Raw genomic sequence first — 24,170 nt, forward strand, 5'->3', positions numbered from 1 at the left:
CGTACCCCAATTCGCGTGGCACTATGGCCAATGGCGCGACCGTTACCGCCAGCGATGTGCTGGAACTGTCCCAACCGCTGCCGCTTGATGGTGGGCAGCGGCTTGAGGGGGTACGTATTGCGTACGAGGCCTATGGCGAACTTGCACCGGCGAAGGACAACGTGGTGTTCGTTGCCCATGCGACGACTGGCGATCAGTACGTGGCCAGCCCGCATCCAATCACCGGCAAGCCCGGCTGGTGGGACCGGATGGTGGGGCCGGGCAAGCCGATCGATACCGATCGTTTCTATGTCCTGTCCGCCAATGTGATCGGCAGTTGCATGGGATCGACGGGCCCAGGCAGCCTTGCGCCCGATGGCAAGCCTTATGCCATGCGTTTCCCGGTCATCACCATTCGCGACATGGTGCGCGCCCATGTGGCCTTGTTCGATGCTCTTGGTATCGAACGGCTGCACGCTATTGTCGGCGGGTCGATGGGTGGCATGCAAGCGTTGAGCCTGGCCGCCAACTGGCCGCATATACCGGAACGGGTACTGGTGATTGCCAGCACTGCGGCGATGGCGGCACAGAACATCGCCTTTCAGGAAGTTGGGCGGCAGGCGATCATGGCCGATCCGGATTGGCAGGGGGGCAACTACTATGGCACGGGCAAATCGCCTGACGCCGGGCTGGCGGTTGCCCGCATGGCGGCGCACATCACGTATCTGTCGGAAGAAAGCCTGACCGGGAAGTTCGGCCGCCGCCTGCAGAATCGCGATGCGAAGAGCTTCGGCTTCGACGCCGATTTCCAGGTAGAAAGCTATCTGCGCCATCAGGGGTTGAGCTTTACCACCCGGTTCGACGCCAATTCCTATCTCTATATCACCCGCGCGATGAGCTATTTCGATCTGGAAGAGGAACAGGGCGGCAAGCTGGCGGAAGCATTCGCGAAAACGGATGCGCGCTTCTGCGTCATCAGTTTCGATACGGACTGGCTCTATCCCACGGAACAGTCGCGCAAGCTTGTGCATGCGCTGAACGCGGCTGGTGCGCCGGTCAGTTTCGTGGAACTGTCTGCGCCATATGGGCATGACAGTTTCCTGCTCGACGTTCCTGCGCTCGACAGCGTGGTGACGGGGTTTCTCGACTGATGGCCGAGACGAACACTCCCCTGCGGCCTGACCTTGCACTGATCGCCGATCATGTCGCACCGGGTTCGCGCGTACTGGACATCGGGTGCGGCGACGGCACGCTGATGGCGGCATTGCGCGACGGGAAGGGCGTCGATGCGCGCGGGATGGAAATCGACCCAGCCAAGGTCGCTCAGTGCGTCAGCAAGGGGCTGTCGGTGATTCAGGGGGATGCGAATACCGACCTTGCCTTCTATCCTGACGGCTCGTTCGATTACGCGATCCTCAGCCAGACCTTGCAGACGACTTTTCGGCCCGATGTCATGCTGGATGAACTGTTGCGCGTGGGGCGCAAGGCTTTCGTCAGTTTCCCGAACTTCGCCCACTGGCGGGTGCGCATGGCGTTGATGTGGCGGGGGAGAATGCCGGTCACGCGTCACCTGACCTACAGTTGGTACGATACGCCCAATATCCATCATTTGACGATTGCCGATTTCCGGGATTTGCTGGATCGGAAAGGCGTGAAGGTGGAGCGTTGCTGGTTCGTTGCCAACGGCCGGGAAGTGGGTGCCGCAGTGGCCAACTGGCGGGCACAGAACGCGGTGTTCCAGATCTCTCGCTAGGATTCGATGCCGCGCTGACGGATGCCCTGGCGCAAGGCGGCAAGGTCGTCCGGCGTGTTGATATTGATCGGCGGCCGGTCGAGCGGCACGGGCCGTGCGCCGATCCGTTCTGCGAAGGCACGCATCGAATGGCGGCCTTCGCCTGAAAGGATGGCTTCAACAGCATCGGCGGCAGATACGGGCCAGAGTCCGATTACAGGCTGGTCCGCGAGATAGGCAGGGGCAGGGTTGAGCATGTCCAGCAGGTTGCCGGGCAAACCGGTGGAATCGACTCCGCAGCTCAGGATCGCTTCGAAATCGGCATCCCGTGCGTGGTGCAATCCGGCTGCGATTCCGCCCAGCGGGCCCATGCCGGGGCGGGGCCAATCGGGAATGCATGGTGCGGGCCCCGCTTCGCGCCCTGCAATCACCACTTGTTCGCACCAGCCGGAAAGCATGTCGACCGCACGGGACAGAAGGCTGTGCCCGTCGAACTCGGCCAATGCCTTGTCGCTGCCGAAACGGGTGGAGAGCCCGCCGGACAGAACCACGCCAAGAATCATGAGGACAGGGCCAATACGGAGGGACGAAGTTGTCTGCTGCGGTTCATCATCCGCCTGTTATAAGGCGGGAATGAACTTCAGAACAACGCCGTTCGTTCCGGCCGTCCTGCTCGGCACTGCTCTCCTTGCCTGTTCGGTTGCGGCTGGCGCATCGGAACCTCTGACACCCGCACAACAGTTCAAACTGCGTTGTGCCGCCGCCTTTGCGCAAGTTGCGGCGGGGCAGGCACGGGGCGATGCCGCTCTGGCGGATTACCCGCCTTTGGCCGAACGTGGCCGTGAATATTTCGTCCGCGCCAGTGCGCAGGTGATGAATGCTGCCGGGATGACGCGGGAGGAACTGCAATCGGCGTTGCAGGAGCAAGCGGCTGCGCTTGCCGAGCCGGGCCGGCTGGATGCCATGATGCCGGCCTGTCTCGCATCGCTGGAGGCTTCCGGGCTTTAGATTGAGCAGGTTTCCAGCACCCGTACCACCCGTTTTACACTGATAATTTCACCTGCCCCCGGTGGACGGGCCGATGCGCTTGCGGCAAGAGTACGGCCCATGTGGCAGCTCTTTCAATTTCCGCTTTGTCCGTTCAGCCGCAAGGTTCGCCTGTTGATGAGCGAGAAGGGCGTAAGCTACGAATTGCAGCGCGAGAATCCCTGGGAAGCGCGGGACGAGTTCTTTCATCTCAATCCTGCGGGCCGCACGCCTGTTCTGGTCGAGGCGGACAAGCGCATCGTGCTGGTCGACAGCGGGGCGATCTGCGAATATTTCGAGGAAACGGTCGACAAAAACCCGATGATAAACGGTTCGGCCACGAACCGGGCTGAAATTCGCCGGCTGGTTGCGCTGTTCGACGAAAACTTCTTCGGCGATGTCACTGCGCCGTTGTTGCACGAACGGATGAAGAAGCGGCTGGTCTATCGCACCTCGCCGGATTCGCGCATGCTGCGCGAGGCGATGAAGCTGGCGCACGAACATCTCGACTATATGGATTACCTGATCGACAATCGCCCGTGGCTGGCGGGTGCGCAGATGAGCCTGGCTGACCTTGCCGCCGCCGCGCAGATTTCGGTAGCGGACTATCTGGGCGGAATCGACTGGAGCGGGCACGAGCAATCGAAAGGCTGGTATGCCCTGTTCAAGAGCAGGCCCAGCTTTCGCCCCCTGCTGGCGGAGCGGATGGACGTGATCCAACCGCCCAGCCATTATGCGGACCCCAACGCGTAAGGCGCATATTTGCCCTTGCGGCTGGCGCGCCGCGGGCCATATTTCGAGCAATTGAAGGAGATCCGGTATGTCTGAAAAGCTCGAACTGAGCGAGGAACAGTGGCGCGAACGATTGACGCCCGAACAGTATCACATCCTGCGCGAAGCGGGGACGGAACGGGCCTTTACGGGCGCCTATGAAAAGAACAAGGCGGTCGGGGAATATCGTTGCGCCGGTTGCGGTGCCCCGCTGTTCACCTCCGGTACCAAGTATGACAGCGGCTCCGGCTGGCCCAGTTTTTACCAGCCGCTCGAACAGGATGCCGTGGAAGAACATCGCGACATGTCGCATGGTATGGTTCGCGTCGAAGTGCGCTGCGCCAAGTGTGAAGGGCATCTCGGCCACGTCTTCCCCGATGGACCGGATCCCACGGGCATGCGGTATTGTATCAACAGTGCATCGCTTGATTTCAAGCCGGAGGAATAGGGTGCGGGACCCGGCGCGTGTTTCTCCGTTAACGCTGGGTTACAAATTCCCCGTGCAGGGTCGATTGCCGGTGCGGGCGGGTTCCCGCGATGAATTGAGGTTAGCGCGCTAAATGGCAAGACGGGACGTGCGCCGCGCCCCCGGCAAACCGGAAAAACCGCAGCCACGGCCCAAACGCCGTTGGCTGCGCAAGCTGTTCGCCTGGGGCGTTGCGCTTGCGCTGCTGGTGGCGATGGGGCTGGGCGTTGCGGTATTGATGGCCGAGCGCTCCTTGCCTGGCTTTTCCGAACTCAAGGATACAGCTGCCGGCCAAACTATAGTCGTGCGCGCGCGCGATGGGTCCGAAATCCTCACCCTTGGTCCCAGCCCGGGGCAATGGCTGACGTCCGACGAAATCCCCCAGGTGATGAAGGATGCGATGGTTTCGGTCGAGGACCGGCGCTTTTATTCGCACTTCGGCATCGATCCGATCGGTCTCACCCGCGCCTTGTGGGTCGCTGCCACTGGTGACAGGCGGATCGGTGCGACTTCCACCATCACTCAGCAGTTGGCGCGGAATATCTTCCTCAACAACAACCGGACGATGGGTCGCAAGGCACGCGAAGCGGTGCTGGCCATGGCGCTGGAAGCGAAGTTTTCGAAAGAGCAGATTCTCGAACTCTATCTTAACAAAGTCTATTTCGGCGGCGGTGCCTACGGCATTGATGCGGCCAGCCGGAAGTTCTTCAGCCATTCGGCGAAGGATCTCAATATCGGGGAAGCGGCGATTATCGCCGGGCTGGTCAAGGCACCGTCACGCTATTCCCCGACTGCTGACGTGCAGGCCGCTGTCAAGCGTGCGAACGTGGTGTTGCAGCTGATGAAGCAGGAAGGCGCGATCGGCGCGGCCCAGGCTGACGCAGTCGATGTCTCCGCCGTCAAACTCCGGCCCGAGGCGGGGCAGAATTCGATCCGCTATTTCACCGACTGGGTCTTGCCCCAGCTCGATCTGCTGTTGCCGGAAACGCAGGAGCCGCTTGAAATCTGGACCACTCTGGATGTCGGGATGCAGAAGGCTGCGACCGATGCGATAAAGGCCAATGCCCCCAAGGGTGCCCAAGGCGCGCTGGTAAGTCTGGACCGGGACGGCGCCGTGCTGGCGATGGTCGGCGGCACCGATTACGTGTCCAGCAACTACAACCGTGCGATCAAGTCCGTGCGCCAGCCCGGTTCCGCGTGGAAGCTGTTCGTTTACATGGCCGCTCTGGAAGCGGGCTATCTGCCGGACGATCGGGTGGTGGATGAACCGGTGACGATCGACGGGTGGAGCCCGCGCAATGCCGGCGGTTCCTATGCTGGCCCGATCGACGTCCGCGCCGCCTTCGCCTATTCCAAGAATACCGTCGCTGCCCAGCTCGGCAACGATGTCGGTTTCGGGACGGTCGCGTCGATGGCGCGGCGCTTCGGCATCACGACACCGATCTCGACATATCCTTCGATGGTGCTGGGTACGTCGGACGTACGACTGCTGGATATGACGCGCGCCTTTGCGTCTGTTTCGGCACATGGCAATTCGGTGGAGCCGTATGGCATCGTCAAGGTCGCGACGGCCAAGGGCGAAGTCCTCTACCAGCACGAGTCCCCGCGCCCGCAACAGCTGGTGCCGGATTACGTCGCAGCCGGAATTACCGACCTCCTGCAGACTGCGGTCAACGTAGGGACGGGCAAGGCCGCCCAGATCGGACGGCCTGTGGCAGGCAAGACCGGGACCACCAGTTCGAACAAGGATGGCTGGTTTCTCGGCTTTTCCAGCGGCGTAACGACCGGGGTGTGGATGGGGCGCGACGACGCGAAGGCGGTCCGTGGTCTTGCCGGCGGCGCTGCGCCTGCACGGGCCTTTGCCGCGTATATGCGTCAGGCGGTGGCCAAGCGGCCGGTTGAACAGTTCGACACCGATCTCAAGCTGCCCGAATGGCAGCTCGAGCCGGATGACGAATACCTCTACGGCGATCCCAACGACTATTACTATATCGACGATCAGGGCAATCTGATCGATCAGAACCGGCGGACCGATTGGCGCGACGATCCGTATCCCCCGCCGGACCAGCAGCCTGGCGGCAACAACGCTGCGGCTCCGCCCCCGGCTGCCAGTCCCGATTTCCTCGAACGGGCGACGGGTGGTGCAGCCGATCCGAAAGAGCCGGACAGCCGCAATTCGGTAAACGTCAACCGGGGGAACCGCTCTCCGGCAGTGGCGGCCCCGGCGCCTCCTTCCGTCCCTCAGCCCTGAGCTTTCCTGCCATGCAAAAAGGGGGTGCGGTTTTTGGCCGCACCCCCTTTTTTGGGTCTCAGTGGTGTTGGCGCGTTGCGCTTAACGCAGCCGGATCGGCACGTAAGTGGCAGGACGGCCGCGGCGCTGAATCCTGAGGAGAACGGCTTCGCGTCCTGCCCGTTTTGCGCTGCTGACGGTCGCTTCCAATTCGTCTGGCGTGCTGATCGCCTTGTAATTGGCGGTCAGCACGATGTCGCCGCGTTGCAGCCCCTTGACCGCTGCGTCGGAAGCAGGATCCACCCCGGCAATGACAACGCCCTGGGTGTCGTCCGAGGCGCCAAGCTGGCGGGCGATCTGCGGAGTCAGCGGGATTACCTGAACGCCGAGAGATTCCTCGATCAGGCCGCCATTGTCGCCGTTGTCGTTATCCAGCGAATTGGCATCGGGATCGAACATCTGCTGCTGGGCCAGTTCTTCCTCGCTCGGCCGTTTGCTGACCGTGGCGCTGACCGTGCGCGGCTTGCCGTCGCGGACGAGATCGATTGTCACGCGGCTGCCGGGCGCAATGTTCGCCACCAGGTACGATAGCGTCTGATCAGGGGTAACGTCCTGCCCGTTGACTTTCAGAATGACGTCGCCGGCCTGAAGGCCAGCCTTGTCCGCTGCGCCGCCCGGCTCGACCGCCTGAACGAATTCGCCCCGGTTGTGGGCAATGCCAAGTGAATCCGCGAGATCTTCATTGAGCTGCTGGATGCGCACGCCGAGATAGCCGCGTTCGATCGACTGGCCCTTCATCAGCTTCTGGACGATGGGCGCGGCGGTTTCCGCGGGAATGGCGAAGCCGATGCCGACACTGCCGCCGGAGGGGGAGAAGATGGCGTTGTTGATGCCGATCACCTGCCCGCGCATGTCGAACATCGGCCCGCCGGAATTACCACGGTTGATGCTGGCATCGGTTTGCAGATAGCGGTCATAGGCGCCGCCAGAGCCGGTGTTGCGGTACACTGCGGAAATGATGCCGGACGTCACCGTCCCGCCCAGACCGAACGGATTGCCGATGGCAATGACCCAGTCACCGACACGGGCCTGTGACGAATCGCCGAATTCCACGAACGGAAACGGCTTCGAACGGGAGATCTTGAGCACGGCCAGATCGGATGCCGCATCGCGTCCGACCATTTCCGCCGGATACTCGGTGCCGTCGGGCATGGTCACGGTGATCGATTCGACGTCGCCTTTCCCTTCAGCGGTGATGACGTGATTGTTGGTCACCACGTAGCCGTCCGCCGAAATGATGAAGCCTGAACCGAGTGACTGTGCCTCTCTCGTCTGAGGCTGTCCGGGCATGCCGAACAATTGGGCCAGTGGATTGTTCTGGACCTTGAGGCGTTGGCGGGTCGAAATGTTGACCACGGCCGGAGCCAGTTGTTCGGTCAGGTCTGCGAAGCTCGCCGGGGCACCCGTCGGAGGTGCGACAGTGCGCATCTGGTTCGCATCATTTTGCGCGACTTGCGCGCCTGCGGGGACCCCGGTGGCCAGGGATACCATCGCACCGCCGACCAGCAGTGCACTTGTTACTGCATAAGCATAACGCACGGGTTTCATGTCCTCTCGTTAATCTGGCCGCCTGAGCGGCGCGATCGGCACTCACCTCTCTGCTTCAGGACTTTTGCCCTTAACGGAGATTGAATGGCGAGATCAGACAACACGAAGCCGTTCCATGTTTTCCGTTCTCGCCCTCTGTTCGACTGTCGCGGGAAGCCGGCGTTCCCGTCATCCTCTTAGCGCTGGCCGCGGAACTGCTTGAGATATTCGTTGTCGGGCGAGAGGATGATCGAGCTTTCGCCCTCGCCGTTTTCGAATGTCGTCACATAGCTCTGCATCGCGCGATAGAAGTCGTAGAATTTCGGGTCCTTGCCGAATGCGGCCGCGTATGTCTTGGCTGCTTCGGCTTCGGCATCAGCCCGGATGATCTGCGCGCTCTTGCGTCCCTGCGCCCGGATCGTCGCCGCTTCGCGCTGGCGATCGGTTTCCATCCGGGTGTAGGCGGATTCCAGAGGCGTCCCTTCCGGCAGGTCAGTTCGCTTGATCCTCACGTCAATGATTTGCGCGCCGTATTTGCGGGCCTGCGTATCGAGATTGTTGCGGATGTTCGACATCGCCGATCCGCGTTCCGCCGTAAGCATCGATGCGAACGTACGTCGGCCAAGCTCCTGCCGCAGCACCGAGATCAGGATCGGTTCGAGCTGGGCCCGGACATTTTCGGTCGTACCGGCCTGCTGGACCATCAGCACCGGATCGATGATGCGAAACCGCGCGAAGGCATCGACCTGCAAGCGCTGCTGGTCGCTTGAAAGGACCTGTTGCCGCTGCATGTCGAGATCGAGCACGCGTTTGTCGATCCGCTGAACCCGTTCAAGAAACGGAATGCGCAGCACCATGCCGGCGCCAGTCTTGCCGTAATCGGTATTCGGTTTGAAGCGGTTGATGACGCGCACCGGCTCACCCGTGCGGATCACGACCGCCTGCTGGGTTTCCGGCACCACGACAATGCTGGACATCAACGCGATCACCAGAACCACGGCGGCGATGATCGACAGCTTGTGATTTTCCCAGATGCGTTCCATCGCCTATTTCCCCTCCTTTGCCCGTCGCTGGATTTCCGGCAACGGCAGGTAGGGCGTGACGCCCGGTGCCTCGATCACAGTCTTGTCAGTCTTGCTGAGCACGCGTTCCATCGTTTCATAATACATGCGCTGGCGCGTGACTTCGGGAGCCAGGCGATATTCCGCATAGACCTTGTCGAATGCCGCTGCCTCGCCCTGCGCTGCTGCGAGGACCTGCTGGGCCCAAGCGCGCGCGCGGTTTCGTTCGGCGTCGGCATCCTGTTCCGCTGCCGAGACGTCCTTGAAAGCTTCAACCACGCGCTCGGGCGGATCGGTCTTGTCGATTTCCACGCCCTGCACGGCAATGCCCGAACGATAGGCATCGAGAATGGTCTGCATCCGGGTCCGGACGCGTTCCTCGATCTCGGCACGGCCAGCGCCCGAGAACGTGGCGTCCAAAGTCTGTTCGGCCACCGAAGCGCGCATGGCTGCTTCGGCCACCTGGCTGACCGTTTCTTCGGGCATGGCCAGCTGGAACTTGTACTGTTTCAGATCCTTGATGTTCCAGCGCACGAGATAGGACAGATCGACCAGATTCTGGTCGCCGGTCAGAATCAGCTTTTCCGCCTTTCCTTCCGGAATTCGCACCAGACGGACTTCGCTGACGTTTTCGACTTCGACATTCTGGATGGGCCACGGGAGGGTGAAATTCAGGCCGGGGCCCAGCGTGGTGGAATATTTCCCGAACGTCGTGACGATACCCTGCTGTTTCGGGCCGACCTGATGGATCACGCTGATCAGCAGCGCGAGCAAGATGATCCCGCCGAACAACCAGGGGAACAGATTTCTGCCGCCCGGGCCCGGCGGCAAACGGAATTTCGGGCCGCCCGGACGCCGCCGGGGCCCTTCCGGACCGCGTGAACGAAACAGATCTTCGATGCTGGCGGAGCGGCGCGGACCATTATTTTCGCCGCCATCGCCACCGCCCGGAATCCAAGGATTGCGCGGCCCGCGTGGAGGGGAACCGTCCCCGCCGCCTGCGCTGCCGCCTTGGGGCGGACCGTCTCCGCCGCCATCGCCGTCATCCCCGCCGCCGGAGCTTCCGCCCCAGGGGCTGCGCCTGCCAGCCATGGCCAGCGCGATCTGGTCAAATAACCCGCCCATTCGTTTCATGACCCCCTTTATAGGTATCGGGCGCGACAAAAACAGTGCCTCGCGCGGGATTTTCGCTAGTTAGGCGAACGTGATGAATGAAGCAGAACTCAAAGCCAAGCTCCCGCCCGCCGTGGCGGGGCGTCTCCAATCCCTCCGTCTGATTGACGATACGGCCACTTTGGTGCTCGATGCCTCGGGTCTGGATCGCGCCGATGCGGCGGCGCTCGAAGAATCGGCGCGCCAGGCCGTGACCGGGTCCGGCGGTCCGCGTGAGGTGCGCATCGCGATGATGGCGGACAAGGTGAAGCGACGGATCATCGCTGTTGCGTCGGGCAAGGGAGGCGTCGGCAAGTCGACCCTGACCACCAACCTTGCCGTCGCGCTGGCGCGACTGGGACACAAGGTCGGGCTGGTCGATGCGGATATCTACGGTCCGTCGCAGCCGCGCCTGCTGGCCAACGAAGGAGAGCGGCCCGAAGCGGTGGACAAGAAGTTGATCCCCGTACCCAGCGCCTGCGGTGTGCCGGTGCTGTCCATGGGCCATCTGGCGAAGCCGGGCCAGGCGATCGCCTGGCGGGGCCCGATGGCAAGCAATGCCTTGGGCCAGTTGATCGACGCGGATTGGGGCGCGGTGGAAACGCTCCTCGTCGACATGCCGCCCGGCACTGGGGACATCCAGCTCACCATGATGCAGCGTTATCGCCCCGATGGCGTTGTAATCGTATCCACTCCGCAGGATCTCGCCCTTATCGATGCGACGCGCGCCATCCACTTGTTCGAACAAGTGGATGTGCCCGTGATCGGGCTGGTTGAAAACATGGCGGGCTATCTCTGCCCCCATTGCGGCAAGGGCAGCGATCCATTCGGCCATGGCGGCGCCGAACAGGCAGCGGCGGAAATGGGACTGCCTTTCCTTGGCCGTGTGCCGCTGGCGCTGGAGATTCGCGAAGCGAGCGATGCGGGTACGCCCCCTGCCGCGGGCGACGGACCGCAGGCGGAAAGCTTTGTGGCGATTGCCGGGAAACTGGCGGCATGGCTGGCGGGCCAGGATAACTAGCGATGGAAGTGACCCGGCGCGGATTGCTGATCGGCGCCGCCGTCGGTGGCGGACTGCTGATCGCGTGGGGGCTGGGCGGCCGCCACTATTCCGCACCGCTGGCCCCGGGCGAGGGTGAGTTCGCTTTCGATGCCTGGCTCAAGATCGCAAAGGACGGGGTGGTTACGGTTGCCGTTCCCCAACTCGAAATGGGGCAGGGCATCACGACTTTGCTCCCGCAGATCGTGGCAGTGGAACTGGGGGCCGACTGGCGGCAGGTAGGTGTTGAACCGGCGCCGATCAGTGGCGCTTATCCCAATGCCCCGCTCGCTGCCCGCTGGGCCCCCTTGTGGATGCCGTTGACCCCCTCGCTGGCCGATCAGCCCGACGACTGGCTGGCTCGTCGTTTCGCGGAAGGAGAGCGGTTCGCCGCCACTGCCGAAGGGCTGTCGCTGGCGGCTTACGAGGCTCCGGCAAGAGCTGCCGCCGCCAGCGCGCGGGCGATGCTGGCCAAGGCCGCGGCCGCCCGCTGGGATGTGGCGTGGGAGGAATGCGAAACGTCCGGCGGCTTCGTTCGCCATGGCCGTAATGCCTTGCGGTTCGGGGAACTGGTGGAAGACGCGATGGACTACGCGCCACCCGACCCTGCGCCGCTGCGGTCCGAACCGGCAGAGGAAAAGCCGCTCGATCCGGCAATGGATGCACCACTGGCTTTCCCCAGGCTCGACTTGCCGGCGAAAGTGGATGGCAGCTACCTTTTCGCTGGCGACATCAGGTTGCCGGACATGGTCTATGCGGCAATTCGCCATGGGCCGTTGCCTCAGGCCCGGCTGGCCCGGTTCGACAAGGATGCGGAGAAAGGCACGCGCGGATTGTTGAACGTGGTGCGTGGCAAACGGTGGCTGGCTGCGGTCGCGACCAATTGGTGGGCGGCGGAACGGGCGCTCGCCGCAATGCACCCGCAGTTCGAAGTGCCCGGCTTGCTCGACAGTACCAGGATGGAGGAGGCGCTCGACCGGGGTGTGCGCCACGGTGAAATCGAGCGGATAGTGGAGATTGGAGACGGTGATGCCGGGCTCGACAAGCCGAGCCTTGCCTTGCGCTATGATGTCGCGCCTGCCACCCATGCGATGCTGGAGACGGCGAGCGCCACGGCGCGGCTGCGCGATGGCAAGCTGGAACTGTGGATGGCCAGCCAGGCACCGGAACATGCGCGGCGTGCCGCCGCCAGGGCGGTGGGGATGTCCGAAGGGGATGTGGTGCTGTACCCCATGCCCGCAGGGGGCAGCTTCGACCGGCGGCTGGAAAACGACCATGCCATCGAAGTGGCGCTGATCGCGCGTGAAGTGGGCCGTCCGGTCCAGCTCGTCTGGTCGCGTTGGCAGGAACTGGTCGCTGGGCGGCCGCGTACGCCGGTGGCCGCGATTCTGGCAGCGAAGACGGATGATACGGGCACGATCGGCACATTCCGCGCCCGGTTGGCTCTGCCCGCGACGGCGCGTGAATTCGGCAGCAGGCTGTTCGATAATGCGACCAGCTGGGCCGCAACAGACGCTGCATCCGGGAAAGCCGATCCAATGGCGGTGGAAGGGGCCGCGCCGCCCTATGCGATTCCCAATATGGCGGTGGATCATGTCCCGGTCACGCTTTCGCTGCCGACGGGGCGCATGCGTGGCAATGCCCATGGCTACACCGCATTTTTTGTCGAGAGCTTCATCGACGAACTGGCGCGGCGGCATGGGCGAGAGCCGTTGTCGTATCGCATTTCCATGCTCGAAAGCGATCTGCGCATGGCGGCGGCCCTGCAGAAGGTCGCGAAGCTTGCCGAGTGGGACGGGGGCAACGACCAGAGCGGCCAGGGCCTTGCCTGTCATCGGATCGGGGGCGGTTGCATTGCGGTCATTGCCAGCGCCACAAGAGGTGCGGGCGGGGCACGAGTGGAACGGCTGACGGCGGTCGCGGATCTGGGGCGGATCGTCAATCTGGACATTGCCCGCCAACAGATCGAAGGCGGGCTGATGTTCGGCATGGGTCTCGCACTCGGTTCTGCTCTGTCCTACGACCGGGGTATTCCGCTCACTGCCAGACTGGCTGGGCTCGATCTGCCGTTCCTGGCCGACTGCCCGGAAATCGTGGTCGATTTCCTTGATAGTACTGCCGATCCGGTCGATCCGGGGGAACTGGGCGTGGTAGCGGTTGCGCCAGCCATCGCCAATGCGCTCTATTCCGCCACCGGCTTGCGGTTTCGCCGGTTGCCCCTGTTGTCGGAAGGATTGTGATGTTGCCGCTCGACCACCCGCCTGTCAGTACTGGCCGGATTGGCGTGCTGCTGGTCAATCTCGGGACGCCCGATGCTCCCACGTCTTCTGCAGTGAAGCGTTATCTGGCGGAATTTCTGTCCGATCCTCGGGTGGTCGAAATTCCGCAGATCCTCTGGCAACCGATTCTGCGTGGGATAATTCTCAACGTCCGCCCGAAGAAGTCGGCCCATGCCTATGCGCAGGTCTGGACGGAAAAGGGTTCTCCACTTGCAGCGATAACGGCAGCGCAGGCGGAGGCCTTGCAGGTGCGGCTGGGGCAAGCGGTGCGGGTCGACTGGGCTATGCGCTATGGCAATCCGGCCATTGCCAGCGGCATTGCCGGGTTGAAGGAGCAGGGGTGCGACCGCATCCTGCTCGCGCCGCTCTATCCGCAATATTCTGCTGCCACCACTGCGACCGCGGTTGACGCGGCGGGCGATGCGCTGAAGGCGATGCGCTGGCAGCCTGCATTGCGCGTCATGCCGCCTTATCATGACGATCCCGCCTATATCACCGCGCTGGCCCGGGATATCGGGGGGCAACTCGATGCTCTGGATTTCGTGCCACAGGTCTTGCTGTTGAGCTTCCACGGAATGCCGCAACGCACGTTGGACCTGGGCGATCCCTATCATTGCCAATGCCGAAAGACTGCCCGGTTGCTGGAAGAAGCACTGGCCCGCCCGGATCTCAGGATCGAAACGACGTTTCAATCGCGTTTCGGTCGTGCGAAATGGCTGGAACCGGCGACCGACGCCGTGCTTACGGAAGAAGCCCGCAAGGGAACGAGCCGCATCGCGATTGCCGCGCCCGGTTTTTCCGCCGATTGCCTCGAAACGCTGGAAGAACTTGCGATCCGGGGGCGTGAACAGTTTACCGCTGCGGGCGGAGATCGGTTCGCCGCGCTTGCCTGTCTCAACGCGGGCGAACCGGGGATGGACATGCTGGAAGCGCTCGTGCGCCGCGAACTGGCAGGGTGGCTGTAACAGCCGAACGAGCGCGCGGATCATCAGAAGTCGATTGCGATCCCGTCCTTGACCCAATCGCCATAACGCGTGGGGGAAAGGCCATCCGGGTCTTGCTGGCTTTCCTTCGCCGCCTCCGGCTTGGGCGCGGGCATATCGCTCCAGTGGGCCGGTTTCTGGAAATTGCCGGGGCGTTGAGTGGCGCGTTTCGTCATCCTGCCAATTTGGGGCCTCTGGCCTCGTAATGCAATCGGGGATAGTGGGCGTGCCATGAACGATATTCCCGGCCTTCCCGCGCGCCGCGCTGCGCTGAAAATGTGTGATGCCGTGCTGCGACGGGGCGATACACTCGATCAGGCGGCAGGCGCGGCGATGCAGCATTTGCGTGGTCAGGCCGATCGCGCGCTGGCTCGTGCGCTGGCTGCCGAAGTATTGCGCTGGCTGGTCGATCTTGACGCCCTGATCGACAGTGCGACGCGCCAGCGTTTGCCCGATGATGCGAAACCGCGTGCGGTCTTGCGCCTTATGCTGGCCGGGTGGCTGCGGCTTGAAACCCCACCTCATGCCGTGATTGCGACCGGATTGCCTTTGCTGGCAGGCGGTCCGCGCAGGCTGGCTCATGGCGTATTTTCCACTCTGGTGAAGCGTGGGGTTCGCCTGCCCGAGACGCCGACCTTGCCCGATACCGTCGCCATGCGTTGGGAAGGGCGTGCGGATGCGATTGCACGCGGTCTGGCCATGCCTCCCCCGCTCGATCTCACCTTGCGTGATCCTGCGGCGACTGAGGAATGGGCTGAAAAGTTGGGCGGTCTCTCTCTGTCGGCCGGCCATGTCCGGCTTCCGCGCGGCAGCGCGGTGGAGGAACTGCCCGGTTACAAGGAAGGGGCCTGGTGGGTGCAGGACCTCGCGGCCAGTCTACCCGCCCGCCTGCTTGGCAAAGGGGATGGCCGGTACGTGCTGGATCTTTGCGCTGCGCCGGGGGGCAAGGCCCTGCAACTGGCAGCTGCGGGCTGGCAGGTCATGGCACTCGATATCAGCGCGAAACGGCTTGAACGGTTGAAGGACAACTGTGCCCGAACGGGATTGGCCGTGGATGTCGTCGTGGCGGATGCGTTGGGCTGGCAGCCTGATATGGCATTCGATGCGATCATGCTCGATGCGCCCTGCACGGCGACAGGAACGTGCCGCCGGCATCCCGATGTGCTGCATCGCATCGGGCCGCGTCAGATCGCCGAGATGGCGGACCTGCAGGCGAAACTGCTGGACCGTGCGGTTTCCTGGCTCAAGCCCGGTGGGCAACTGGTCTATGCCGTTTGTTCGCTGGAGCCTGAGGAAGGGGAACGGCAGGCGGCTGAGGTGGCGCTGGAAACCTTCCGAATTGAGGCAAGTGACTTGCCGGCCGGGGTTGTGCCCACACAAGAGGGCTGGCTACGGACGGACCCAGGTCAGTTGACCGACGCAGGGGGCATGGACGGCTTCTTTATCGCACGGTTCCGCAAATAACGGATTCCAGCCTGCCGCCAGGAAGTTCAGCTCTGCTCCTGCCGCACTTTCGCGGCAAAGCTCTTGCGCAATTTTGCCAGCTTGGGCGGAATTACTGCAAGGCAATAGGGGTTCCGCTGTCCGTCGCTCTCCCAGTATTCCTGATGGTAGTCCTCCGCCGGGTACCAGGTTGCCGGCCCCTCAATGGTGGTGACCACTTTTCCATCATGTTCCTGATTGGCACGGGCAATTGCGGCTTCTGCTTCCCCACGCTGGGCATCGTCCAGCGGGAAAATGGCGGACCGGTATTGCGTGCCGACATCGTTGCCCTGACGGTTTAGCTGCGTCGGATCGTGTGTCCCCAAGAACACGTCCAGCACTTCTGCATAGGAAATCACATCGGGATCGAAATCGACCTTGATTGCCTCCGCATGGCCGGTGAGACCCGAGCAGACCTCCCGATAGGTGGGATCAGGGACCTGGCCGCCGATATAGCCGCTTTCGACCCCGCTAACGCCGATAACGTCCCGGAACACCGCTTCGGTGCACCAGAAGCACCCGCCTGCCACAATTGCCGTTTCCATGCCGTTCATCAGCCTCCTGCCATCTCGTTTCCGGCAAGATAGGTGTAGATGCCTCACTTGTCATGGCCCACTTGCCGTCGGTCATGCAGCGCCTAAATTGGTGGCACCCTGCCGGGAGAGGAAGAAGATGCGTCGTATCCTTGTCGTCATAGCTGCCGCATTCGGTTTCGTTGCTCCCCCATTGGCTGCGGAAGAGGTGCCGGTGGAACCGGCCATTTGCAAAGCGTGCGAGGCCGCGCTGGAACTGGCATTGGCCGATCCTCGCCGTGCGGAAGACCGGGCGCGCGACATCTATCGCCATCCGGCTGGGACATTGGCTTTCTTCCGTGTCGAACCGGGCATGACTGTGGTGGACTATATGCCGTCTGGCGGCTGGTACACGCGCATTCTCCTGCCCTACCTCGGCAAGGGCGGGCACTACATCGGCCTCAATCCTGACGTCAGTGGAGCAAGCGAGAAGCAGCAGGCCTATTTCGGCGAGTTGTCGGATAGTTTTCCAGGTAAGGCAGCGGCATGGACCGGCATGCCCGCGAATTGCATCGGCGCCTACAACACGGACGGTTTGCCTTCCGTGCTGGATGGCAAGGTGGACCGGGTGCTGATTTTTCGGGAAATGCACAATCTGCTGCGCATGGGCTGGCTGGACAGCGAGCTTGGCGCGATGCGGCGCTTGTTGAAGGATGAAGGATTGCTCGGCATCGTCCAGCATCGGGCCAATCCGGATGCGCCGGACAGTTATGTTGACGGTAGCAAAGGGTATCTGCGCCAGGCCGATGTCATCCGGCTGGTCGAGGCTCAGGGTTTCGAACTTGTGGGGACCAGCGAAATCAACGCGAATTCCGCCGATCCTGCCGATCATCCACAGGGCGTCTGGATGCTTCCTCCCGTCTTGAGCGGGGGGCATGATGAATTGAAAACCATCGGCGAAAGCGATCGGATGACGCTTCTGTTCCGCAAGCGGAACTGATAGGGGCGGCCGATGGCCGAATTGACTGTCGCCGCATTGCAGCTCGCCCTTGGCTCGGATGACGAGCAGGCCAATATCGCTGCCGTTTCCGCCTTGGTGGAGGAGGCTGCGGCACAAGGCGCGCAGGTGATTCTGCCGCCTGAGCTTTTTTCAGGCCCCTATTTTTGCAAGGTCGAAGACGAGGCGTTGTTTGCGCTTGCCCGGCCTGTGCGGGAACACCCCTCTGTCATTGCAATGCAGGCGCTGGCAGCAAAGCTGAAAGTTGCGATTCCGACCAGCTTTTTCGAACGCGATGGGCATCACTACTACAACACGCTGGCGATGATCGGGCCGGACGGTGGGCTGATGGGTACGTACCGCAAGAGCCATATTCCCGATGGGCCGGGATATGAGGAAAAATACTATTTCCGGCCCGGGAATGACGGCTTCAAAGTCTGGGATGTCTTCGGTACGCGGATCGGCGTGGGGATATGCTGGGACCAATGGTATCCGGAATGTGCCCGTGTCATGGCGTTGATGGGGGCGGAACTGCTCTTCTATCCCACTGCAATCGGTTCGGAACCCTACGACGCCGATCTCGATACCAGCAGGATGTGGCGCCGGGCCATGCTCGGCCACGCGGTGTCGAACTGCATGCCGGTGATCGCCGCCAACCGGATCGGGACGGAAGAGGGGCAGCGCTTCTACGGGCACAGTTTCATCACTGACGAATGGGGCGATTTCCTTGCCGAGTTCGGTGCCACGGAAACCGGAGCACTGGTTGCGTCCATAGACTTGGCGCAAGCAAGTCGGCATCGTGCGGGGATGGGTTTCTTCCGAGACCGCCGCCCGCAATTGTATGGGCGAATCTGCGAAGACAGATGAGTCTCTATCTGATCGCGCTTGGTTCGAACCTCCCGCATCATCGCTATGGTTCCCCGCGGATGATCCTTGCGGCAGCGCTCGATATACTTGTCGAGCGCGGCTGCAGGCTGGTGAAAGTCGCTCGCCCCGTATCGAGCGCACCACTCGGTCCGTCCCGACGAACCTATGCCAATAGCGTTGCGATTGTGGAATGCGCGCTGGCACCTGAGCCGTTGCTCGATCTGCTGCAGGCCATCGAGCGGGATTTCGGGCGCAAACGTGTCGGTCGACGCTGGCGCGCACGAGTTCTCGACCTGGATGTGATACTGTGGAGCGGTGGCTTTCACGCCTCGCCCCGGCTCACTATTCCGCATCCTCAATTCCGTTTGCGCCGCTTTGTACTTGGCCCGGCAACGACAATTGCGCCCGGCTGGCGCGATCCTGTGACCGGCCTTACTGTGCGACAGCTTTTTGGACGCTTGACCCGGAACCGTCCGTTGCCTAGGGCCCCCGCGTGGTCGGGCCCTTAGCTCAGTCGGTAGAGCAACTGACTTTTAATCAGTAGGTCGCTGGTTCGAACCCAGCAGGGCTCACCACCTTTTTAACGACTTAGACGTGAGAGTGGAGGTGTGGGGCATCGCCAGCATCCGCTGGGGCACCAATGGGGCATCAGAGTACGAACCAGTATCTTGCGGGTCTTTGTGATCAGGCAGGCACGGACCTGCCCCCCTTTTGCATTCGGTTAGAATGCCTCCATCAATTTTCGCTCGCGTTTCAGTCGTAAGTCATTTGCTGGGTTAGACTTTAAGCTGAGACGCGGATTGCCCGGCATCGGCTGATTCCCAATCAACTTTTAATATTGATTCACGTTGCAGGTGAGGTTTCCCCTTCACTTCCTATCGTGGCTGACTTTGCGATCAGCGCGCCGAAGCCGGAAGAATTTGGGACGATCGGTGTATATTGGAATGCAACAGGTTGGTTGTTGCCCGTCGAATGGCTCAACGCGACAATTGCCATTCAACCGAAGGATCTACTGGATAGGTTGGCGTCGCTGCTGCCGGCTACCCATTCCCCAATCCAGGCGAATACGGGGGGAAAGGGAACAAGAAAGCTGATCTTGCCGATGCCGACAAGCTGGGCATGCATGTCGTTCAGCGTCCGCCAGCTCGACCGCTGCGCGAGGACAGCCGAGCCTATCTTCACCATCACCGCACCAACATCTTTATCGCATAAGCTAGGCGCCAGCTCATCGACGCCAGATGCCAAGCCGCCCTTACGCCGCCATAGGCGCGGGTGTCCAAACAACCCGTTTCATTGACCCGATGAAGTGAGTTCGTGTGGTTTGGTGCGCTGTGGACACGGCTTTCTGAAGGCAAAATGAGCACCTTACGAGCTGCCCACTCCCCCCATGCTGGTTATGCGTAAGAAAAATGGCGCGAAAAAGCAGAGCGCCAATCCGGGAGTGGATCATGAAATCGTTCAAGAGTCTTATCTGTTGTTCGGCTGCTATTGCCGCGCCGATGGCGCTGGCGGCGCCTGCGCATGCCCAGGTCGAGGAAATCATCGTAACGGCTGAGCGACGCTCGGAAAGCCTGCAGGACGTCCCGATATCGCTCAGCGCATTCAGCGAACAAAGTCTTGAGAAGCTGAATCTGAATGAACTGGAGGATTTCGACGCCAGTGTCCCGAATGTCTCGATTACAGACTATTTTGGACAGGCGACCACTTTTCGCGCATTCATTCGTGGCATTGGGGCGGCAACCGTCGAGGTCACGCAGGATCCGGCCGTCGCGCTATATGTTGATGGAGTGTACGTCGGTTCTTCGTCCGGTGGGTCGTTTGAGGCCAGCGATCTGGAGCGGGTCGAAGTTCTACGCGGGCCGCAGGGCACCCTGTACGGCCGAAATGCAACGGGCGGTGCGATCAACCTGATCAGCAAGAAGCCGAAGCTTGGTGAATGGGGTTTCGGACAGTCCGTCACGTTGGGCAATTTCGACAAGTTCCAGTCGGCGACCAATATCAACATTCCAATCGGAGACCGGCTTGCGCTTCGTGCCTCGGGTGTAATCTCCAAGCGCGACGGAACTGTTGAGAATCTTGGTCCAGGCAAGGACTTTGGGGCCGAAAATCGTCTCGTTGGCCGTCTTGCATTGCGGTATGAGCCCACCGATACGCTGACATTTGATGTTGCCGCAGACTACTCCGAGATCAAGGACACCACCCGCTACCAACAGGTTATTGAGGGCCCTGCAGCAGCAGTGGCAGGAACGGGAAATCCGTTAATCATACCTTTGGGGCCGGTAATAGCGAACGTCTATTATCCCGACCCGGTAAGCTCAAAACGCCTCAATAAGGCGATGCCGTTCTTCCCCGTCGAGGCGGATAACAACAAGATTTTCGGTACATCGCTGACGGCTACGTGGGATGTAACGGACAGGCTGCAGATCAAATCGATTACAGCGTACAGAGACGTCAATGCCGACTGGTTCGCAATGACGGGAGGCTCCGCATACAACGAACTTGAGGTGCCTGGGGCCGGCATTGTCGGAACTTTTCCGACCCTCAGCACTGGACGTGCCTACAACAAATTTAACCAGTTCACACAGGAATTGCAGTTCCTCGGTGACATCGACACATCGATCGGCAACTTCGAATATGTCACCGGCCTGTTCTATTATCGGGATGAAGCCGATAGCGGGACATCGGCGGCGACCCTGACCTCCTTCCCGTTGACCAGCTATACTCTGACGAAAAATCGCAGTTTCGCGATCTATAACCAGACCACTTACAGGCCAGCCGGGACAGGATTGGAGCTGACGCTGGGGCTTCGCTACACCTGGGACAGCAGGCAAGCGTTGCGCTTCGATCCGAATGCTACGCCAGTCATTGATGGTCTTTCTTACGATCGGGATTTCAAGAAATTCAATCCGTCATTCACGGCGGCCTATAAATTCTCCGATGACCTGAACATCTACGCCAAAGTAGTGACTGGGTATCGTGCCGGTGGCACATCGATTTATTCGCAGGATCCGGCGCTTTTCCAACGCGGTGCGGAGCCCGAGACGATCACTGCCTATGAAGGTGGGTTCAAAAGCCAGTTCTTCGATCGCAGGGTTCGCCTGAATGCGGCTGCCTTTATCATGGACTACAAGAATTATCAGGCGAGCGTTCAGACCGGCGCCACACCGGCGGTGCGTGACATCATCAGTATTGGTGATGGCAAGATAAAGGGCTTCGAGGCCGACCTTCAGGCGGCTGTTACCGACGAACTGACCTTCAACGCCAGTGTTGGCTATCTGCATACCCGTTTCGACAACAGGTCGATTGATCCGGGCGGGGGGGCACCGATTGTGTTGGTGACCAGAGAGTTCCCGTTTGCACCGAAATTCAGTTATACGCTTGGTCTCGATTACACGCGCGTGCTGGCAAACGATTGGGAGCTGGGCGCCTATGTCAATTTCTCGCATCAGGATCAGTCCATTTCCTCGGCCCTTGCAGTCAGATCGAGTGCGACGAATTCTTCGAAATCCTTGCTGGATGCGGGCATCTCGATTGGCAAAATTCCCTTGGGCGGCGGCGATCTGAAAGTCCGCATCTGGGGAAAGAACCTGACCAATCAGGATTATTATGACGCGGCCTATGCCTCCGCCACGTTTGCCGGTGCGACGGTTGTTTCCGCATTCGGTGACCCGCGCACTTACGGCATCACGCTCAGCTACAATTACAATTGAAGCGCCGGATCGACGCGATGCTTACCCAACAACTCCAGTTGGCAATCAAGGGTTAGGGAATATTATGGGCAGTTCATCCAAGCCGCGACTGGTGCTTTACGGTATTGGCCAGTTCGGCAAACATGTCGTTCGCTTCGCCCATCAGAAGGGCTGGCCGATCGTGGCGGCCTTCAACCGGGCAGGGGCCAAGGTCGGCCAGGATGTGGGTGAACTCGCCGGGATCGGCAAGATCGGCGTAATCGTTCAGGACTGTGACACAGCCGATTACAGCAGGATCGATGCGGATATCGGCGTGGTGACATCCACAAACCTGCTGGAGACCAACCATGATGCCCATACGCGGTTGATCGGGGCGGGGCTGAACGTGATTTGCCATGGGACTGAATCCTATTTCCCCCAGGCCAACAACCCGGAACTGGCTGCCAGGCTTGATGCCATGGCAAAGGAAATGGGGGTCACATTCACCGGTTCGGGCATTTGGGACATGTCGCGAATATGGTCGGGCCTCTTGGTCTCAGGTCCGACAACCGAGCTGAAATCCCTGCTCCATCGGAGCTGTACCGATATCGTGCCCCAGTGCGAGAGCAAGGAGCAGACTTATCCTTTCGGCAACACCCTCAGTATCGAGGAGTGGAATGCGCGCGGCATTCGCGACAATCCGATTGCCGCTTCCTACAGCTCGATTGCCTTACATGTCGTCACGGCGCTCGGTTATACGGTCAGGAACTGCACCACCTATACCGAACCTTGCGTGTTCGAAGAGGATTACCCCAACGATTTCATGGAATGCACGATACCCGCTGGCAATTGCGTGGGTATTCGCATGGTTGCCGAGATCGAGACGGAGGAAGGCCTTACCGCCCGCTCCGAGATTGAGGTGCGGCACTTCCGTGAAGGTGATGTCGAACACATGTTCTGGGAAGTCGAAGGCATGCCGGGCGCGCGGATCAGGGTGGAACGCGATGATTCATCCCACATGTCGGCGGCCTGCCTGTTCAACCGGATACCCGACGTAATTGCCGCACCGCCAGGCGTGCAGCCCGTGTCGAAGATGGGGCCGTTAAAATCCACTGCTCTCAACTTCTGACCGGACCGATTGGGAACCATTCATGCTAGATCAGCAACGCTATCAGCTCCAGCGCCAGAATTTGAATGCGGACGAGCTTATCGGCGAAGCCCGACGCGTGTCGGGCCTGACCGATTTCGGCCCGTTCGATTTTGAAACTGCGTTGCGCAAGCTGTTGGATTGCGCAGCGCGGGACATGCCGCTGACCCATCAGGGCATGTCATTGATCAAGGCCGACATCGTTCGCCTGCTGGTGAACCGGTTGAGGATGCAGCGCGACATCGAGGCGCATCCTGAAATACTCGAAGAAGACGTATCCGATCCGTTCGTCATCATCGGTTTGCCGCGATCCGGAACCACCAAGCTGCACAAGATGCTTTCAGCGCCGGAAAGCGTACAGAAGACGCTGTTCTGGAAGATGCTCAATCCGGCACCGTTCCCGGATGCCAAGCCGGGCGAACTGGACCCTCGTATTACGGCAGTCATGAATTCAGGACTCTTGACCGACGACAAACCGGATATGAACGCGGCTCATCGGATTGCACTGGAGGAAGTCGAGGAAGAAGGGCTCGTCTATCAGATGAGCTTCCAGGAATTTGCATGGGATGTGTTGCTGAATAGCCGGGAATATTTCGATTGGGTGATGTCTCGATCGAGTGCCGAAAACTACCGGCTGGCGAAGACCGTGTTCCAGTATCTCCAATGGCAGGATGGCGGCAGGAGGGGGCGGCCATGGGTGTTCAAGTCGGTGCCTCACCTCGCTCATCTCGATGCGCTGATGGAGAGTTTTCCCAACGCTACCCTGATTCAGCCGCATCGCCATCCACGCAGCTGCATCCCCTCCTTCGCCAAGTTCACAACGGAATTGTCGGGCATCTATGTGGAGTCTGTCGACAAGACCCGGCGCGGTGAACACACGCTGAGAACGTGGGCCATTGCCATGGACAGGTTTATGGACATGCGACGGAACCTGGCGATCGAAGACCGCATCCTTGATGTGGATTACGACATGGTGCGCCGGAATCCGATGCAGGTGATCCGGGACGCTTATGCACGCTCTCCCCATGAACTGTCGGATGAAGCGGATCGCAGCATGTTGGCCTGGCACACGCAGAACGAGCAGGGCAAGCATGGCAGCCATACCTATTCGCTGCAGGAATTCGGATTGACCGAGGCCGATATCGAACGGGATTTTGGCCGCTACATCGACGGTTACATTGGCCGGAAATGA

The 24,170-nt window shown here is 61.1% G+C and carries 23 protein-coding genes and 1 tRNA gene; 17 read left to right on the forward strand and 7 right to left on the reverse strand.

Annotation, left to right across the window (positions count from 1 at the left end):
* Nucleotides 1–23: 23 nt before the first annotated feature.
* Entirely contained in the window at nt 24–1,130 is a 1,107-nt protein-coding gene (gene metX / locus MB02_RS13925; protein ID WP_067538849.1) for a homoserine O-acetyltransferase MetX, read from the forward strand.
* A complete protein-coding gene (gene metW / locus MB02_RS13930) occupies nt 1,130–1,732 on the forward strand; it encodes a methionine biosynthesis protein MetW (RefSeq protein ID WP_067538852.1) in 603 nt (200 codons plus the stop codon). Before metX ends, metW begins: the two co-directional genes overlap by 1 nt.
* Here metW and mobA read toward each other — a convergent pair.
* Complete coding sequence (mobA, locus tag MB02_RS13935; protein ID WP_067538855.1) at nt 1,729–2,274, reverse strand: molybdenum cofactor guanylyltransferase; 546 nt, start codon at nt 2,272–2,274, stop codon at nt 1,729–1,731. The genes metW and mobA overlap by 4 nt on opposite strands.
* Nucleotides 2,275–2,344: 70 nt before the next feature.
* On the opposite strand from mobA, the gene MB02_RS13940 reads away from it, so the two are divergent.
* The 4 genes from MB02_RS13940 to MB02_RS13955 all read left to right on the forward strand — a co-directional run bounded on the left by MB02_RS13940 (nt 2,345) and on the right by MB02_RS13955 (nt 6,225).
* Nucleotides 2,345–2,719 carry a hypothetical protein gene (locus MB02_RS13940; protein WP_067538857.1) on the forward strand — a complete coding sequence of 125 codons (375 nt, stop codon included), beginning with the start codon at nt 2,345–2,347 and terminating at the stop codon, nt 2,717–2,719.
* A gap of 99 nt (nt 2,720–2,818) precedes the next feature.
* Nucleotides 2,819–3,490 carry a glutathione S-transferase family protein gene (locus tag MB02_RS13945; RefSeq protein WP_067538860.1) on the forward strand — a complete coding sequence of 224 codons (672 nt, stop codon included), beginning with the start codon at nt 2,819–2,821 and terminating at the stop codon, nt 3,488–3,490.
* Between the two features lie 67 nt (nt 3,491–3,557).
* On the forward strand, nt 3,558–3,956 hold the full coding sequence (gene msrB / locus MB02_RS13950) for a peptide-methionine (R)-S-oxide reductase MsrB (protein WP_067538863.1): 399 nt from the start codon (nt 3,558–3,560) through the stop codon (nt 3,954–3,956).
* Between the two features lie 112 nt (nt 3,957–4,068).
* Nucleotides 4,069–6,225 carry a transglycosylase domain-containing protein gene (locus MB02_RS13955; protein WP_082826204.1) on the forward strand — a complete coding sequence of 719 codons (2,157 nt, stop codon included), beginning with the start codon at nt 4,069–4,071 and terminating at the stop codon, nt 6,223–6,225.
* 81 nt (nt 6,226–6,306) lie between these two features.
* Here MB02_RS13955 and MB02_RS13960 read toward each other — a convergent pair whose 3' ends face one another.
* The 3 genes from MB02_RS13960 to hflK form a co-directional block, all read right to left on the reverse strand.
* Nucleotides 6,307–7,812, reverse strand: a complete 1,506-nt coding sequence (locus tag MB02_RS13960) for a Do family serine endopeptidase (RefSeq protein ID WP_082826205.1) — start codon at nt 7,810–7,812, stop codon at nt 6,307–6,309.
* A gap of 176 nt (nt 7,813–7,988) precedes the next feature.
* A complete protein-coding gene (gene hflC / locus MB02_RS13965; RefSeq protein WP_067538866.1) occupies nt 7,989–8,834 on the reverse strand; it encodes a protease modulator HflC in 846 nt (281 codons plus the stop codon).
* A 3-nt stretch (nt 8,835–8,837) separates the two neighbouring features.
* Nucleotides 8,838–9,986: a protease modulator HflK gene (hflK, locus tag MB02_RS13970; protein ID WP_235829529.1), complete on the reverse strand. Its 1,149-nt coding sequence runs from the start codon at nt 9,984–9,986 to the stop codon at nt 8,838–8,840.
* A gap of 73 nt (nt 9,987–10,059) precedes the next feature.
* Here hflK and MB02_RS13975 point away from each other — a divergent pair, with 73 nt between their 5' ends.
* Genes MB02_RS13975 through hemH form a run of 3 tightly spaced genes read left to right on the forward strand, consistent with a single transcriptional unit; the run spans nt 10,060 to nt 14,287 of the window.
* Nucleotides 10,060–11,025: an Mrp/NBP35 family ATP-binding protein gene (locus MB02_RS13975; protein ID WP_067538869.1), complete on the forward strand. Its 966-nt coding sequence runs from the start codon at nt 10,060–10,062 to the stop codon at nt 11,023–11,025.
* Nucleotides 11,026–11,027: 2 nt separating this feature from the next.
* On the forward strand, nt 11,028–13,283 hold the full coding sequence (locus tag MB02_RS13980) for a xanthine dehydrogenase family protein molybdopterin-binding subunit (RefSeq protein WP_067538873.1): 2,256 nt from the start codon (nt 11,028–11,030) through the stop codon (nt 13,281–13,283).
* A complete protein-coding gene (hemH, locus tag MB02_RS13985) occupies nt 13,283–14,287 on the forward strand; it encodes a ferrochelatase (RefSeq protein WP_067538876.1) in 1,005 nt (334 codons plus the stop codon). The genes MB02_RS13980 and hemH overlap by 1 nt, the downstream gene beginning before the upstream one ends.
* A gap of 23 nt (nt 14,288–14,310) precedes the next feature.
* Here the strand turns inward: hemH and MB02_RS13990 are convergent, their stop codons facing one another.
* On the reverse strand, nt 14,311–14,481 hold the full coding sequence (locus MB02_RS13990) for a DUF1674 domain-containing protein (RefSeq protein WP_067538879.1): 171 nt from the start codon (nt 14,479–14,481) through the stop codon (nt 14,311–14,313).
* A gap of 55 nt (nt 14,482–14,536) precedes the next feature.
* On the opposite strand from MB02_RS13990, the gene MB02_RS13995 reads away from it, so the two are divergent.
* Nucleotides 14,537–15,769: an RsmB/NOP family class I SAM-dependent RNA methyltransferase gene (locus MB02_RS13995; protein ID WP_067538883.1), complete on the forward strand. Its 1,233-nt coding sequence runs from the start codon at nt 14,537–14,539 to the stop codon at nt 15,767–15,769.
* 26 nt (nt 15,770–15,795) lie between these two features.
* Here the strand turns inward: MB02_RS13995 and msrA are convergent, their stop codons facing one another.
* Nucleotides 15,796–16,332, reverse strand: coding sequence for a peptide-methionine (S)-S-oxide reductase MsrA (msrA, locus tag MB02_RS14000; RefSeq protein ID WP_067539291.1), 537 nt, complete (start codon nt 16,330–16,332; stop codon nt 15,796–15,798).
* 127 nt (nt 16,333–16,459) lie between these two features.
* Between msrA and MB02_RS14005 the strand changes: the two genes are divergently transcribed.
* The 4 genes from MB02_RS14005 (at nt 16,460) to MB02_RS14020 (ending at nt 18,738) form a co-directional block, all read left to right on the forward strand.
* Nucleotides 16,460–17,299, forward strand: a complete 840-nt coding sequence (locus MB02_RS14005) for a class I SAM-dependent methyltransferase (RefSeq protein ID WP_067538886.1) — start codon at nt 16,460–16,462, stop codon at nt 17,297–17,299.
* Nucleotides 17,300–17,311: 12 nt separating this feature from the next.
* A complete protein-coding gene (aguB, locus tag MB02_RS14010) occupies nt 17,312–18,163 on the forward strand; it encodes an N-carbamoylputrescine amidase (RefSeq protein WP_067538888.1) in 852 nt (283 codons plus the stop codon).
* Nucleotides 18,160–18,672, forward strand: a complete 513-nt coding sequence (gene folK / locus MB02_RS14015; RefSeq protein ID WP_067538890.1) for a 2-amino-4-hydroxy-6-hydroxymethyldihydropteridine diphosphokinase — start codon at nt 18,160–18,162, stop codon at nt 18,670–18,672. Before aguB ends, folK begins: the two co-directional genes overlap by 4 nt.
* Nucleotides 18,663–18,738: transfer RNA gene (locus tag MB02_RS14020), tRNA-Lys, on the forward strand. The genes folK and MB02_RS14020 overlap by 10 nt, the downstream gene beginning before the upstream one ends.
* A gap of 421 nt (nt 18,739–19,159) precedes the next feature.
* On the opposite strand, the gene MB02_RS14025 is transcribed toward MB02_RS14020, so the two are convergent.
* Nucleotides 19,160–19,408 carry a hypothetical protein gene (locus MB02_RS14025; protein WP_067538892.1) on the reverse strand — a complete coding sequence of 83 codons (249 nt, stop codon included), beginning with the start codon at nt 19,406–19,408 and terminating at the stop codon, nt 19,160–19,162.
* 203 nt (nt 19,409–19,611) lie between these two features.
* Between MB02_RS14025 and MB02_RS14030 the strand changes: the two genes are divergently transcribed.
* From MB02_RS14030 to MB02_RS14040, 3 genes are all read left to right on the forward strand, one after another.
* Complete coding sequence (locus MB02_RS14030; protein ID WP_170304746.1) at nt 19,612–21,873, forward strand: TonB-dependent receptor; 2,262 nt, start codon at nt 19,612–19,614, stop codon at nt 21,871–21,873.
* A 64-nt stretch (nt 21,874–21,937) separates the two neighbouring features.
* Nucleotides 21,938–22,960, forward strand: coding sequence for a hypothetical protein (locus tag MB02_RS14035; protein WP_067538896.1), 1,023 nt, complete (start codon nt 21,938–21,940; stop codon nt 22,958–22,960).
* A gap of 22 nt (nt 22,961–22,982) precedes the next feature.
* The gene (locus tag MB02_RS14040) at nt 22,983–24,170 is read left to right on the forward strand and encodes a sulfotransferase family protein (protein ID WP_067538899.1); all 1,188 of its coding nucleotides are present in this window, start codon (nt 22,983–22,985) and stop codon (nt 24,168–24,170) included.

The sequence above is a fragment of the Croceicoccus estronivorus genome (assembly GCF_001625325.1).
Lineage (GTDB): Bacteria > Pseudomonadota > Alphaproteobacteria > Sphingomonadales > Sphingomonadaceae > Caenibius > Caenibius estronivorus.

Excerpts from the sequence above, each read along its gene's own strand:
- hflC (WP_067538866.1), bottom strand. The coding sequence starts at position 8,834 with ATGGAACGCATCTGGGAAAATCACAAGCTGTCGATCATCGCCGCCGTG.
- msrB (WP_067538863.1), top strand. The coding sequence starts at position 3,558 with ATGTCTGAAAAGCTCGAACTGAGCGAGGAACAGTGGCGCGAACGATTG.
- MB02_RS14005 (WP_067538886.1), top strand. The coding sequence starts at position 16,460 with ATGCGTCGTATCCTTGTCGTCATAGCTGCCGCATTCGGTTTCGTTGCT.
- MB02_RS13980 (WP_067538873.1), top strand. The coding sequence starts at position 11,028 with ATGGAAGTGACCCGGCGCGGATTGCTGATCGGCGCCGCCGTCGGTGGC.
- MB02_RS13940 (WP_067538857.1), top strand. The coding sequence starts at position 2,345 with ATGAACTTCAGAACAACGCCGTTCGTTCCGGCCGTCCTGCTCGGCACT.
- MB02_RS13960 (WP_082826205.1), bottom strand. The coding sequence starts at position 7,812 with ATGAAACCCGTGCGTTATGCTTATGCAGTAACAAGTGCACTGCTGGTC.
- mobA (WP_067538855.1), bottom strand. The coding sequence starts at position 2,274 with ATGATTCTTGGCGTGGTTCTGTCCGGCGGGCTCTCCACCCGTTTCGGC.
- hemH (WP_067538876.1), top strand. The coding sequence starts at position 13,283 with ATGTTGCCGCTCGACCACCCGCCTGTCAGTACTGGCCGGATTGGCGTG.
- MB02_RS13975 (WP_067538869.1), top strand. The coding sequence starts at position 10,060 with ATGAATGAAGCAGAACTCAAAGCCAAGCTCCCGCCCGCCGTGGCGGGG.
- MB02_RS13995 (WP_067538883.1), top strand. The coding sequence starts at position 14,537 with ATGAACGATATTCCCGGCCTTCCCGCGCGCCGCGCTGCGCTGAAAATG.
- MB02_RS14030 (WP_170304746.1), top strand. The coding sequence starts at position 19,612 with ATGAAATCGTTCAAGAGTCTTATCTGTTGTTCGGCTGCTATTGCCGCG.
- msrA (WP_067539291.1), bottom strand. The coding sequence starts at position 16,332 with ATGGAAACGGCAATTGTGGCAGGCGGGTGCTTCTGGTGCACCGAAGCG.
- metW (WP_067538852.1), top strand. The coding sequence starts at position 1,130 with ATGGCCGAGACGAACACTCCCCTGCGGCCTGACCTTGCACTGATCGCC.
- MB02_RS13990 (WP_067538879.1), bottom strand. The coding sequence starts at position 14,481 with ATGACGAAACGCGCCACTCAACGCCCCGGCAATTTCCAGAAACCGGCC.
- MB02_RS14040 (WP_067538899.1), top strand. The coding sequence starts at position 22,983 with ATGCTAGATCAGCAACGCTATCAGCTCCAGCGCCAGAATTTGAATGCG.
- metX (WP_067538849.1), top strand. The coding sequence starts at position 24 with ATGGCCAATGGCGCGACCGTTACCGCCAGCGATGTGCTGGAACTGTCC.
- aguB (WP_067538888.1), top strand. The coding sequence starts at position 17,312 with ATGGCCGAATTGACTGTCGCCGCATTGCAGCTCGCCCTTGGCTCGGAT.
- MB02_RS13955 (WP_082826204.1), top strand. The coding sequence starts at position 4,069 with ATGGCAAGACGGGACGTGCGCCGCGCCCCCGGCAAACCGGAAAAACCG.
- hflK (WP_235829529.1), bottom strand. The coding sequence starts at position 9,986 with ATGAAACGAATGGGCGGGTTATTTGACCAGATCGCGCTGGCCATGGCT.
- folK (WP_067538890.1), top strand. The coding sequence starts at position 18,160 with ATGAGTCTCTATCTGATCGCGCTTGGTTCGAACCTCCCGCATCATCGC.
- MB02_RS14035 (WP_067538896.1), top strand. The coding sequence starts at position 21,938 with ATGGGCAGTTCATCCAAGCCGCGACTGGTGCTTTACGGTATTGGCCAG.
- MB02_RS13945 (WP_067538860.1), top strand. The coding sequence starts at position 2,819 with ATGTGGCAGCTCTTTCAATTTCCGCTTTGTCCGTTCAGCCGCAAGGTT.